The organism is Vibrio sp. 10N.222.52.C3 (assembly GCF_041474195.1).
Classification (GTDB): Bacteria; Pseudomonadota; Gammaproteobacteria; order Enterobacterales; family Vibrionaceae; genus Vibrio; species Vibrio crassostreae_C.
Genome location: NZ_JBFRTQ010000183.1, coordinates 1 through 12,965, shown reverse-complemented (window position 1 = coordinate 12,965; position 12,965 = coordinate 1). Strand labels below are relative to the sequence as shown.

General features: G+C 41.6%; 10 protein-coding genes and 1 pseudogene. All 11 read left to right on the top strand.

Translation table 11 applies throughout. The annotated features are described in order from the left end of the window. Nucleotides 1-110: 110 nt before the first annotated feature. A complete protein-coding gene (locus AB4517_RS21595; RefSeq protein ID WP_012600867.1) occupies nt 111-629 on the top strand; it encodes an Hcp family type VI secretion system effector in 519 nt (172 codons plus the stop codon). 74 nt (nt 630-703) lie between these two features. Beyond that, the gene (gene tssI / locus AB4517_RS21590) at nt 704-2,782 is read left to right on the top strand and encodes a type VI secretion system tip protein TssI/VgrG (RefSeq protein ID WP_372149909.1); all 2,079 of its coding nucleotides are present in this window, start codon (nt 704-706) and stop codon (nt 2,780-2,782) included. Further along, nucleotides 2,782-3,267 (top strand): hypothetical protein, encoded by a 486-nt coding sequence (locus tag AB4517_RS21585; protein WP_102333578.1) that lies wholly within the window; start codon nt 2,782-2,784, stop codon nt 3,265-3,267. The genes tssI and AB4517_RS21585 overlap by 1 nt, the downstream gene beginning before the upstream one ends. Before the next feature lie 25 nt (nt 3,268-3,292). Beyond that, entirely contained in the window at nt 3,293-4,612 is a 1,320-nt protein-coding gene (locus AB4517_RS21580; protein WP_372101379.1) for a hypothetical protein, read from the top strand. Then, the gene (locus tag AB4517_RS21575) at nt 4,593-5,585 is read left to right on the top strand and encodes a DUF2169 domain-containing protein (RefSeq protein WP_099167566.1); all 993 of its coding nucleotides are present in this window, start codon (nt 4,593-4,595) and stop codon (nt 5,583-5,585) included. The genes AB4517_RS21580 and AB4517_RS21575 overlap by 20 nt, the downstream gene beginning before the upstream one ends. Then, entirely contained in the window at nt 5,578-6,531 is a 954-nt protein-coding gene (locus AB4517_RS21570) for a hypothetical protein (RefSeq protein ID WP_102361670.1), read from the top strand. Before AB4517_RS21575 ends, AB4517_RS21570 begins: the two co-directional genes overlap by 8 nt. A 690-nt stretch (nt 6,532-7,221) precedes the next feature. Then, nucleotides 7,222-9,213, top strand: a complete 1,992-nt coding sequence (locus AB4517_RS21565) for a serine/threonine protein kinase (protein ID WP_372149907.1) — start codon at nt 7,222-7,224, stop codon at nt 9,211-9,213. Between the two features lies 1 nt (nt 9,214). Beyond that, nucleotides 9,215-10,789, top strand: coding sequence for a type VI secretion system protein TssA (gene tssA, locus AB4517_RS21560; protein WP_029235906.1), 1,575 nt, complete (start codon nt 9,215-9,217; stop codon nt 10,787-10,789). Between the two features lie 17 nt (nt 10,790-10,806). Beyond that, nucleotides 10,807-11,313 (top strand): type VI secretion system contractile sheath small subunit, encoded by a 507-nt coding sequence (gene tssB, locus AB4517_RS21555; RefSeq protein ID WP_017064520.1) that lies wholly within the window; start codon nt 10,807-10,809, stop codon nt 11,311-11,313. Between the two features lie 8 nt (nt 11,314-11,321). Next, entirely contained in the window at nt 11,322-12,797 is a 1,476-nt protein-coding gene (gene tssC / locus AB4517_RS21550) for a type VI secretion system contractile sheath large subunit (RefSeq protein ID WP_372149905.1), read from the top strand. Nucleotides 12,798-12,857: 60 nt separating this feature from the next. Further along, nucleotides 12,858-12,965: pseudogene (locus AB4517_RS21545) on the top strand (type VI secretion system baseplate subunit TssE); the annotation flags it as partial.

Sequence of the window (12,965 nt, the reverse complement as noted above, 5' to 3'; positions counted from 1 at the left end):
GTATTTATTGGTTTTATAAAGTTGGCATGATGTTTGTATTAGCTTAATCAGTCGCGGTGATAAGCGATTTGGTGAATTAATGAATTATAAATTTTAAAAAGGAAATATCGATGCCAACTCCAGCATATATGTCTATCAATGGTGAAACTCAAGGTCACATTACTAAAGATACTTACTCTGCAGATTCTGTAGGTAACACTTGGCAAGAAGCTCACGTTGATGAGTTCCTAGTTCAAGAACTTGATCACGTACTAACAGTTCCACGTGACCCACAAAGTGGCCAACCAACAGGTCAACGTGTTCACCGCCCTGTAGTAGTAACTAAAGTACAAGACCGTTGTTCACCTCTGTTATTCAACGCATTAGTGTCTGGCGAAAAGCTTCCTGAGTGTGTAATCCGTTTTTACCGTACTTCAGTACAAGGTAAGCAAGAGCACTACTACTCAATCAAGTTAATTGATGCACTACTTGTAGATATTCAAACTCGTATGAATCACTGTCAAGACGCTGCAACTTCAGATCGTGTAACTGAAGAAGTACTTAAGCTGACTTACCGTGCAATCGAAGTTACTCACGAAAACTGTGGTACTGCTGGTAATGATGACTGGCGTGCTCCACGCGAAGCTTAATCGCTTTTCGTGAAAAACAAAGGGTCAACAACTACTGTTGGCCCTATTTCTATTATTAGTATCAGGTAAAAGATATGGTGAATGACGTAGAATTTAAGTTTGAACTGCAAGGCTCCTCGCATGATTTTCGTGTGGAGAGCTTTCAGGTAATCGAAGAGCTTTCAAGGCCTTTTCAAATCAGCCTATCATTACTTTCACTTGATCCTGATATCTCATTTGACGCACTCATCCGTAAACCAGGTAGTTTGACTCTATACGGCCAAGGTGTCAGTTCTGCGAGATGCTTTCACGGCGTGGTTAATGAGGTGCGTTACCTTGGATCGGGCAGGAGTTTCTCTCGTTACCAATTGACTCTTGTTCCACAAGTTTGGTTTTTGAGCCAAAGACAAGACTGCCGTATTTTTCAACAAAAATCAGCGTCAGCGATCATTTCTGAAGTTTTAGATGATGCGTTAGTGACCGATTATCGATTAGAACTATCTGGTGTATACCCTTCAAAAGAATACGTGTTGCAATATCGAGAGACTGACCTTGAATTTGTTCAGAGAATTCTGGCAGAACACGGCATGTGGTACTACTTCGAACATACAGAAGCTAACCACACAATGGTTATTGTCGACAGTAATGATGCAATAGCTGAGTTATTGAGCTCACCACTTAACGGGTCTTATTTGGGTCCTATTGTTTATCATGCTGATGGTGGTGGTGTTGCAGATCGCGAGCATATCTCTGATCTTGAACTTGTGAATCGAGTGAAAACCGGCCACGTTACTTACACTGACTATAACTACGAGTTTCCGAAGATCCCTCAGGAAATGAGCAGCTCCGGCGAACTCGATTTAGACCTTAAATTGTTCGATTTCCCAGGGCGTTACGTTGATCCAATGATGGGTCAAGTAAGATCAAATGAATGGATGTCTGAATATGTTGTTGATAATCAGCAAGTGGAGGCGACCAGTAATGTCATGAGGCTGGCGTCTGGATACAGTTTTAGTATCAGTGAGCATCCACGTTCAGCAATCAACCGTGATTATCTCATGTTATCGGTAATGCATAGTGGCCATGACCCTCAGGTTCATGAAGATGAAACTAATGGTCTGCCAACTACATATCACAATCAGTTTGCGTGCATTCCTAGGAATGTTGAGTTTAGAGCTCCAAAACTTGAGGCTCCTTTGGTTGAAGGTACACAAACAGCGGTCGTTGTGGGGCCTGCAGGCGAAGAAATCTATACTGATAAGCTTGGACGAATCAAAGTTCAGTTCCATTGGGACCGTTATGGCGAGAGCGATGAGCATTCCAGTTGTTGGATTCGAGTGAGTCAATCAATGGCAGCACCGACTTGGGGGGCGGTATACCTACCTCGCATCGGTCATGAGGTGGTTGTTACCTTCCTAGAGGGAGACCCTGATAGGCCTTTAGTTACTGGTGCAGTTTATAACGGACTTCATTATCCTCCTTATTCGTTACCAGAGAACAAAACGCGTACAACTTTCAGAACTCAAACGCATAAAGGGACAGGCTATAACGAGTTGAGCTTTGAAGACGAAGCTAACCAAGAAGAAGTCTACATTCATGCGCAAAAGGACATGTCGACTAAGGTTTTGAATAACCGCTACCGCGACATAGGCCAAGATGAGTTTTTAAAGGTTGCACGCCATCAGACAAATGATGTTCACGGTGATCACAAAGAGACCATTGACGGACACAAGGCCACCCAAGTTAACAGCACGTTTACTGAAACTGTCGAACAAGATGTATCCGTTACTTACAACGCTAATGAAACTCAATATGTTAAGAACAACTCTGACTTAGAAATTGGAGACAATCAAATTACCAAGATTGGTAAGAATGATGATTTGGATGTTGGTGAAAACAGTAATTTAACGGTAGGTGCATCAAAAAGTTCTGATATAGGGGCCGATGATAACCAGACGGTTGGTGGCAACTTAACGGTCTCTGTTAAAGGAAACACTTCATACAAAGCCGATGGCGCGACGCAGGTCATAAGCGGTGACAAGATAGTACTGAAGACGGGTGGGTCTTCATTAGTGATGAATAGTGACGGTTCTATCAAGTTATCAGGTTCCTCAATAACCATCGAAGGAAGCGATAAAGTTGTAATCAAAGGTGGAAACGTGGCGATCAATTAATGATGGAAAAACAAACCCCAATTATACAAACCATCACCGAACAGCAAGCCGAATCAACGGCTTGCTTTTCGCGTTTTGGAACAATTGTATCGATTAACGAAACTAAGAGTGGTGTTCGCGTCGATTTCGAAGGAAACCCGTTGCAGCAGCCAATTAATGCGAGGTTGGGGAGAGGGTTTAAATTAGCTGAGTTGCAACTTGCTATTGATAACAACCTTTCATGTCGTATCGAGTTTCTTAATAACGACTTTAACCTTCCTTTAGTCACAGATATCTTTTTCTCCATTGTTGATGACTCGGATGAGTTTGTACTGAGAGCCAAGAAAATGGTTATTGAAACGGAACAAGAGTTAATTGTGAGAAGTGGCGAAACAGAGACTCGTTACAGCGGCCGTGATGGCCGAATTACCACCAAAGCCAAATATGTGACTTCTCAAGCTGAGAAGGCTCAAAAAATTCAAGGCGGCACCATAGCGATCAATTGATCGTGTTACTAGATTGGATTCACGGATGCGTCAAAAAATAGGTATAGATCAACTAAACCAGCCGATTACTAATGAAGACTTGGAACTCGCCATCACTAATGCGGAAAGTACGCTCACTTTATTGGACGAGCTTCCTATCAAATGGCTGGATATGTGTAATGAAAAGCTGTCACTGGCTTCGGAGACACTTGGTTTCTTGTTAAAGCAACGCTTACAAGTACATAAAAGGGGATACCCAAGCGTTAAACTGGAGTATTTAGCGCTGGCTGAGCGTCAGATTGAAGACCTAAAAAATGTTTATTTGTCTTTCTATCGATTGGCTCCGGGATTGATTCATCAATTAAAGCAGAGCGAACCAACCATTTATGCTTGGCTCATGTTGAATTCTGAGATTGGACAAGAGCAAGAAAACCTACTTTGTGGTTTATCGATACTTGATGATTTGGATTACCAAACCGCAAAATTGCTAGTTGTTCAGTCATCATTATCAGGTATCGACTCTGTGGTAATCGAAATGGTTGAAGGTGGTTGTAAACTGCCCGTGCTTTACTTGGAGTGCCTACAGTTACGCCAAACTGTCACAGTTGGTCTGCTAAAACGTTGGCTTAAAGACAAGCGGTTTTCTGAGCATAAAACACATTTATTTTTATCGTTACAAAACGATGCAGAAAGCGTTGTCTGGTTAGCTGAAAACTCAAATGGCAGTCAGAACCTGTTTGAGCGATTACTTACGAAAGAGGATAGAGGGACATGGTTTCGTCAGGAATTTGGTACCTCAATCGATAGTGTATCTGATCCCGAAGTGGTCACTTTTGCCAAACTTTTGGAGCTCAAAGAGTTTGAGAGCTTTAATCTGAGTAGTGTACAGGCTCCGTTCGATTTTGTATTACACGGTCTGAATGAACATGTTCCGAAAATAGTTGAATTAGTATCAAGCCTTGACGAGTTCGAAGGTGAGGATTGGATCCAAGCGCTTTACATTGTCTATGGGAAACGTTTACCAGTGACACCAAAAAATTTGGGGATAGACTTTGAGTGGCACGAAATACTCGAAAAGCTAAAAGAATGGGTCGAAATTGGCGCCTACAGACAAGCGTCACCGGGTCGATTGGGACAAACTTTGACTCTAGAAACCAGTATCCAAGCCATGTTCGATACTCAAGTCAGTGCTGCTTTTAGGGTTTGGATTTGGCGTCAGGTTTGCCTCCATACTCGCTCATACATCCCTTGGGATATGGCTATGCCAGTTCATCAACAAGAGTGGAATATCACGCGACTAACCCAGAATTCAACAGCCTCAGAAAGGTTTAATCTAAGGAATAATAATGCAGTTGTGGGATATTGAGAACCATCCAGAACTTTCAATCAAAGGCCGTTTTCAACGGGATCATAATGGCAATGAGGTGTGGATTGTCGTTGGAAAACGTTCATGGCAACTCGTAGGTTCTGTTTGGAAGGAGCAAGAAGAGGCAGAGATCTATGACGATCCTGTCTACCTGGGTGAAGCAGGGCTTTCCGCGATGAAAGCTGACCAAGAGTTCTCAGTTGTTAAAACCAACACAGATGTACTGATTTTCGGTAAGGCCCGAAGCTACGCGAAAAAGGCAGTTACGTACCATGAGTGTCGGCTTTTGATTGATGGCCATATCGACAAAACCATATCGGTACTTGGTGATAGGCAATGGATTGAGCACGGAGGTAGCGTAACGCTAAGTAAACCACTCCCATTTGTGGAAAAAGAGATCGACTTCTCCTGTGCTATCGGAGGCGATTTAAGAAACCGGCTCGGCGGAGGTATTGCTGATACTAAAGGGGAACTATTGAAACAGAAGGTTCCTTCGGTTTTTTATCCTACGGAAGATTGGAGTGCGACACCCAAGAATACACGGGTTGCTGGATTTGGCCCGTTAGCCCCATTTTTTGGGGCTCGTCAGCAATATGCTGGCACTTTTGATGACGATTGGCTAGAGAATAGGAAACCTCTTTATCCCGTAGACTTTGACCAGCGTTTTTATCAGAGTGCGCCACTAGACCAACAATGCAAAGGCTTCATATCTGGCGGTGAACGATTGATGATGAGTGGCTTTTGCCATAATGATGCACTCTCTTTCCGTTTCCCCAAAGAGATGTATGTAGCAGAAGCTCAATTTAAAAATGCCAACTATCAAGTAGATATGCCTATTTCTACGGTTTTCATTGATACAGAGGCTCGCATACTTTCAATCAGTTACAGCGCTGCCTTTCCATGTCAAGGCGAGGAGCATCTTTTAGTGTCAACGAAGATCCATAAAAAACAGGAGTTGTCGGATAATGAATAACAATTCAGCACGATTCGTTATTGGTATGGAAGCCATGACACCAACGGGCATGAATCTTGATATTGCCACAACAGTTGCCAAAGCGGATTTGGGAAGGTTCGATCAGCAAGTGGCCGGTGATGGGATAGAAAGATTCACGTACGCTAGTATTGAATACATTTCCAGTACATCATTGTTTGACAAGTGTTCGGTGCTTATTGAGAGCTTGATCGACTCTCTTTTAAAGCAGTTACCTACATCATTAAAGCCTATTCCGTTACTCGTCAATGTACCGGGCTCTATTTCTGCTGTGGAGATGAGTCAGTGGTTAAGTGAATGTAAGCATTGTGATTCAATATCACGTTATGAAGTGGTTCAACAAAGTGGACCATCATACTTGACCACATCATTGGCTAAGTTGAACCAATTCGATGCAATAATGAGTATCTCAGTAGATTCACTTGTTGATGATCTCAGTGACTTAATCGAAGCTGGAGATGTCATGAGTTCAACTAATCCATGGGGCATAATACCGAGTGAGGGCGGGGCGGGTTTACTGTTATGTCGGAATAACTTGGTGCAAACGTTAAAGCTTAAACCCAAAGCAAAGTTAGGTTATTTCGAAGTAGAACCTGCAAATACAACGCGAAGGTCAGTAATGAAGCTCGTCAGGAATGCGAGTCGCAATATCAAGAGTTTTGGGCCTGTATTCTCTGATATGACTAATCTGAGGTCTCATACTGAAGATTATGGGTTCGCGTTAGGTGCACGCGCCGAATGTTTTGATAACCCACAGCAGCCCACTTTAATTAATGATTTATGGGGTACATTGGGTAGTTGTTCTGCATTGGCATTAATGGCCTGCACTATCCAAGAGGTAACGCATAATAGCCCTGTAACCCTGTTAATGTTTGATGTTAAAGGAGAAAGGGCGTTGCTCCAACTCACTTGTATGAAACAGACCTGACTGCATAGCCGTGATACGAAACGCTTATATTATAATCATTATCACACGACAATTATCTGAAAGGCGATTCAGTAGACAAAGTTAGTCTTAGCGTTTATTTAGATCCACCTTATTCATCAAGCCGCTTTAGTTGCTGCACCGCTCTATTTCTAAATTTGTAACACCTCTATTTCTAAATTTGTAACACCTTGATGAAACTGATGTGTATTTTTATCATCGTAATTAAGTATAGCGTTGTACATTCCAATGACGAACTCAAGCTTAGGAGCGGGGCTTGATGGTTTTATGATAAGTGAGCAGTATTTCAGTGCTTTACCATACTCACTTGATATCGAACTATTCCTAATTCCTATTTGGTGAATCCACTTCCCAAACACCTATTCCAATTATAGAGATAATCAATATTATTTCTGAGCATTACTCAGATAAACGAACAATTCGTTTTTATTAGAATGAACTAAAAATGTGACTCAGTTAACAATGTATGTTTAGTTCGTTATTTACGTGGATAAGTACCCTAATTTTTAGCCAAAAATAGTTAGTTAAAGCGTTTGTCGTAATGTTCGGTTGTTTAGTAATAATAACTGAATTAATAGTCTTACCGATGGTTTTAAATACTGCTATTGAAAAGGGTATTGGACAGTAATTATTATCTAGCATTAATTTATTTCGTTTGATAAAGAGTTTAGCGTGCCAGAAAAGCAAGGGACAGCCAAAGGTTATCTAGATAAGTTGGTTGTGAAAGCGATCGAAAAGAAAAATCAGCAAGCTCAGAATATGGCTAATAAAAATAAGCCCAAGCTAGAGTATGTGATTTTCTCCCAATTTGACGTGTTAGATACATTACCTTCAAAAAATGGCAAAACGACTGTTTATCACCTGGCCAAGAAAGGGAACCCTGAAAAACAGGTTTGCTGTAAGGTTCTAAATGAAGGTTCATCTGAACTTGCGAATGAATTAATCATTAATGAAGCCAGTCGTCTTGAGATGTCTCAACATCCGAGTGTTGCTGATTTCATTAAAATAGGCAAAGAGTTCGATCGACCATACTTTATGTATCAGTGGATTCAGGGCGAATCTTTGGCTGAAAAAATGGCTCGTCATACTCCTAAAGGTTTTAGGCATGACCATATTGCGTGGCTGATATATCAATTGTCTGGTGCGCTTGAGTTTATGCACACGAGAGGTGTCTGCCATTTAGATATTAAACCTTCAAACATTATTGTTACAGAGTCCGATTATGTAAAGTTGATCGACTTTGGTGCTGCTCGTTATGTTGGTGAATCTAATACTTACGCTGAAGCAAGCATGAGCTATGCGTCTCCTGCGTTTATAAAGTCTGGCGTGGCTCAACCTCAAGATGACGTCTATTCATTGGCGTTATTAACTGGGCATCTATTTCTTGGAGCTGCATTTGGCGATGCTTGGACAACTCAATTACAAGCAAAAAAACGACCAGGTTTAATCCCTAACCATGTATGGAAGTTAATTAAAGATGTTGTCAACAACCCTCGACAGCACAGGTATACAGCGACTTCGTTTGCGCAGCAACTAGCCAAGATCGATACCCAAAAATTTGGTGCTGATGTAAGTGCTCCCTTATTTAGTAGTTTACGGAATGCTGATCTCGTTCTAACCAAACATCGAACTATTGACAGAATTCAAAGTGGTCGGCTTCGATACTTAGAAGCGAGTTTGGTTCTGTGTGTCGTGATTATCACTGGTACATATTTATATAACCAAGGTCAGCCTGAATGGAAATCGATTGTTAAATCGACCAACAGTTCGAGTAGCCTTGTGAGCACTATTAAACCTGCACAAACCGCGTCTTTTTTAGCACAGTCTCCATGGGATATTGAATTCGCGTTACAAGATATGGAAAAAGATGTCGTCTCGACAGCTCCTTACCGAGAAGCTTATGAAGTCCAACAGAGCAAATTAGCTAAGTTGTATAAAAACTATGAATCGGACTTGAATGAATATGAAGGGGCGGTCGATCTACTTCCTAAAACTCTGATGTCGATCCGGCATGATCTCGTTGTTTTGCGAGAAAAACTGAACAGTGACGGCTCTCTATTTCCTTATGCAGATAAAGCGCTGACGGAAACGATGGCAAGTCTGAATAAGGCGACCATCAATTCACAAAATATTGCCGCCTTTGGTGGGAATCAAGAACAGCGTTTAGTCGAACTCATCTTAGATGGGAAATCAGATGTTGCAGACAGTGATATTGAAACTGCTTGGAAAGTAAACCAGTCAAGAGCCTACTTTTATAGTCATGTATTACCGCGAAAAGTGCTCAGCGGAATAGATGCCTCGATAGAGAAAAATGCAAAGCAGCATTATTACACCAAAGCAATTCTTGAGGCAGAAGCTGCGCAATCATTTTTTGGTAACACGCCAAAATTGAAAGCTAAAGTAAGAGCTCTAAAAGTAGCAAGAAGCGAATTTATCTTGTTCAGTACTGTAACTGAACAATCAGTATTTGGCCGACAGAAACTTCACGACTCGTTAGCTGATCTAGAGACTAATGCCCCTAAGAAATTCAGCGAAATAACGGAAATTCTTAATAGTATGGCAAGTGATTCTATAGACAAAAGTCATCAACTATCTAAACCAGCGCGAGGTGCTACAGCAATCGAGCGAGCAATTAGAAATTACAATTCTGAAAGCAGAGGTTAACTTGAGTCTGATCGATACTGAAACGCTATTAGCACCAATATCTGAACACTCACCAACTGGTGAGGATGCTAGGTACGAGTTTTGCTATGAAATGATGGAAGCCGAAGTGAAAAAATTTGGTTCATTATTTGGTGAGACTGTTGACTGGCATATAGTAAAAGTCCATTCGATTGAAGTGCTAAGTCAGCATAGTAAGGATCTTAAAGCGCTTTGTTATCTGATCCGTTCTTTGGTAGAGGACAAAGGCGAGATAGGGCTTGAGGAAGGATTATCTTTGCTCAATGACTCAATCAGTCGTTTTGGTCATGAGTTATACCCTAAACGTAAAAGAGGTAGAGATGGGGCTGTTGAGTGGCTCAATCATCAATTCAAACTCGTCGCGACTAAATTGTCTGCAGAATCCCTTGACTGGGAAGTTCTATCTCGATGTATCACACTAACTGAAGGTATCCAGCGTCAGTTTGACGAGATATTTCAAGACTCTGATGTAGACTTTTTCGAATTAAAAAGTCATTTGAATCAACTAATGCAGAACGCATCTTTAAATGAAGAAACGTTGGTTGAACACAGTTTGGCTGATTCCGAACCGCTCATTGATGTTGTTGCACTGTCCGAGAAAGCGATCGTTCCACAAAGCCACGAAGCTGACAGTCCGAAGACGCACACCACGCCTAATCAGAAACGAAGTAAACCTCGAGAGCACAGCACTGTAGACGTTGACACAGATTTTTCATCTCCGGCTGCATCAAAGCGTACGTTAAAAAAAGTGTCTGAGATCATGGTGCATTCAAATCCGACTGAACCTTTAGGATATCGGATTTACCGTCACCTGACATGGGCCGACGTTGATGGTTTACCTGATCACAAAGACAATCTAACGCCTCTTAGCCTCGCTGTGTCATCAGACCAGCAGGCGGAATATCGAGATAAAGCAAATCAAGAAAGTGATATCGATACGATCAAGCGTTTAGAGCGAACACTTACTGATGCGCCATTTTGGCTGACTGGGCATTATTTCGTTTATTCAATGTTAGACAATCTTGGGTATGACGAAGCTGCGTTGGCTGTAAAGCAAGAAACAAAGAGATTTGTCGATTCTTTTGAGGGAATTGAGAACCTCTCTTTCAAAAATTCTATTCCATTTGCGGATGAAGCAACGATTACTTGGTTGTCTACAGGTAACGCTTGTCCTTCGGGTAAGTCGTCAATAATTCAAACTATTGTTGTAGCTGAAGATGATCTATCTGAGATGGAGGATATTGCCCTAGGTGACTTGGGTAAATATGTGGCTGAACTGTCAAACAAACTCGAGTTGGATAACTCCGGTCGTGGACAATTCATGTTGCACTTAAAGTTAGTGAAAGCCTACCAAAGTGTTGGTTTATACCCTTTGTGCTTGCCTTACTTGGAACAAAGTTGGGCGGTGGCTAAGGAACTAAATCTATCAATTTGGGAACCCCATTTGTTTTTTTCTTTAGAAAATCTAATTCAAAAAACTCTAAAGGAACTATATCGAACTAAGGATTTTTTACCTGTGAGATATAGCGAATGGGAAACAATTTATGACCAGCAATAAACTAGAAAGGACTAATTATGTCACGTGATGGCTCGGTGGCTCCGAAAGAGCGAATTAATATACGTTATGTTCCAGCAACAGGCGATGCGTCTGATGATGTTGAACTGCCCCTAAGTATGATGGTTGTCGGTGACTTCACTGCTCGTGCAGATGAAACTCCGATCGAAGAGCGTAATCCGATTAATATCGATAAAGATAACTTTAACGAAGTATTAGAAGGTTACGCTCCGAATATCAAAGCAAATGTTGAAAACCGTCTTTCTGATGAAGAAGGTGCGCAAATTGGCGTTGATATTACATTCAAAAATATGAAGGACTTTACTCCAGAGTCGATTGCGAAGAGCGTTCCTGAACTGAATGGTTTACTAGAACTTCGCGAAGCCTTGGTTGCATTGAAAGGCCCTCTAGGGAATGTACCTGCGTTCCGTAAGAAGATTGCAGCAGTTCTTCAAGATGAAGAAGCAAGAAAGAAACTTTTGGATGAACTAAGCATTGGTGCAGACCAAGGCGAAAAAGCAGAGTAAGGAAGATCATGTCGGCAGAAGCACAAGCACCAGAACAAGAAGCAGCTCTAGTTGAGTCGGGCTCTCTTCTGGATAGCATTTTAAATGAGACTCGCCTTAAACCTAGTGATGAAGGTTTTGACGTTGCAAAGCGTGGCGTTGAAGCATTCATTGGTGAGTTATTAAGCAGCTCAACAGTAGAAAAAGTAGACCAGTCTTTAGTTGATTTGATGATCTCTGAGATTGATCAAAAGTTGTCTAAACAGGTTGATGCAATTCTTCACAACGAAGAAGTTCAAGCGATTGAATCAACATGGCGTGGTCTTAAATATCTTGTTGATCACACGGACTTCCGTGAAAACATTCAAATCGAACTTATTTCGGCTAAGAAAGACGAAGTTCTGGATGATTTTGAAGATGCTCCTGAAGTAGTGAAATCAGGTTTATATAAGCAGATTTATACTCGTGAATACGGTCAATTTGGTGGTAAGCCTGTAGGTGCCGTTATTTGTGATTACCAACTATCTGCGTCTTCGCCTGATATTAAACTAATGGAATATATGGGTAATGTAGGTGCTATGTCTCATGCACCATTTATTACTTCTGCATCTTCTCAATTCTTTGGTTTAGATTCTTATGAAGAATTACCAAACTTAAAAGACTTAAAGTCGGTATTTGAAGGTCCTCAGTATACTAAGTGGCGCGGATTCCGCGAGCACGAAGACGCACGTTATTTTGGGCTGTGTACATCACGTTTTATGCTGCGTACGCCATACTCAGTTGAAGACAACCCAATTAAGGCGTTTGATTACGATGAAATGGTTACGGACAGCCATGACAATTACCTTTGGGGTAACTCAGCTTATGCTATGGCTTCAAAGATCAGTGAGTCGTTTGCAAAATATCGCTGGTGTCCAAACATTATTGGCCCGCAAAGTGGTGGTGCGGTAACCGACTTACCGGTTTATAACTTTGAAGCGATGGGTCAGATCGAAACTAAGATCCCAACCGAAATTCTGGTTTCTGACCGCCGTGAGTATGAACTTGCAGAAGAAGGCTTTATGGCTTTAACAATGCGTAAAGGTTCTGATAACGCAGCGTTCTTCTCGGCAAACTCAGTTCAAAAACCAAAAGTGTTTGCGAATACACCTGAAGGCAAGCAAGCTGAGATGAACTACAAGTTGGGTACTCAGCTACCTTACATGTTCATTATCAACCGCTTAGCTCATTACATTAAGGTGCTTCAACGTGAGCAAATTGGTTCTTGGAAAGAGCGTACCGATTTGGAAGTTGAGCTTAATAAATGGATTCGTCAATACGTATCTGACCAAGAAAACCCCCCAGCAGAAGTTCGTGGTCGTCGACCGTTACGAGCGGCTAAAGTCGAAGTGTCTGACGTTGAGGGTGACCCAGGTTGGTATAAAGTATCAATGTCTGTTCGTCCTCACTTCAAGTACATGGGCGCGAGCTTTGACTTATCTTTGGTTGGTAAGCTAGACCAATAATAAGTTTGGAAATAAATAAGCGGCCAGGTTCACTGGCTGCTTTTTTTCTTAGAGTGTTATATGGAAAAAGGTTACCGATTATTAGAACGAATTGAACTTGGTGAGCCGAAAAACTGTTATGAAAAAGTGGTTTCACATAGGCATTTAATTGAATCCATTCATCTGCAC

Coding starts and splice junctions, on each gene's coding strand:
- AB4517_RS21595 (WP_012600867.1), top strand. CDS start 111: ATGCCAACTCCAGCATATATGTCTATCAATGGTGAAACTCAAGGTCAC.
- tssI (WP_372149909.1), top strand. CDS start 704: ATGGTGAATGACGTAGAATTTAAGTTTGAACTGCAAGGCTCCTCGCAT.
- AB4517_RS21585 (WP_102333578.1), top strand. CDS start 2,782: ATGATGGAAAAACAAACCCCAATTATACAAACCATCACCGAACAGCAA.
- AB4517_RS21580 (WP_372101379.1), top strand. CDS start 3,293: ATGCGTCAAAAAATAGGTATAGATCAACTAAACCAGCCGATTACTAAT.
- AB4517_RS21575 (WP_099167566.1), top strand. CDS start 4,593: ATGCAGTTGTGGGATATTGAGAACCATCCAGAACTTTCAATCAAAGGC.
- AB4517_RS21570 (WP_102361670.1), top strand. CDS start 5,578: ATGAATAACAATTCAGCACGATTCGTTATTGGTATGGAAGCCATGACA.
- tssB (WP_017064520.1), top strand. CDS start 10,807: ATGTCACGTGATGGCTCGGTGGCTCCGAAAGAGCGAATTAATATACGT.
- tssC (WP_372149905.1), top strand. CDS start 11,322: ATGTCGGCAGAAGCACAAGCACCAGAACAAGAAGCAGCTCTAGTTGAG.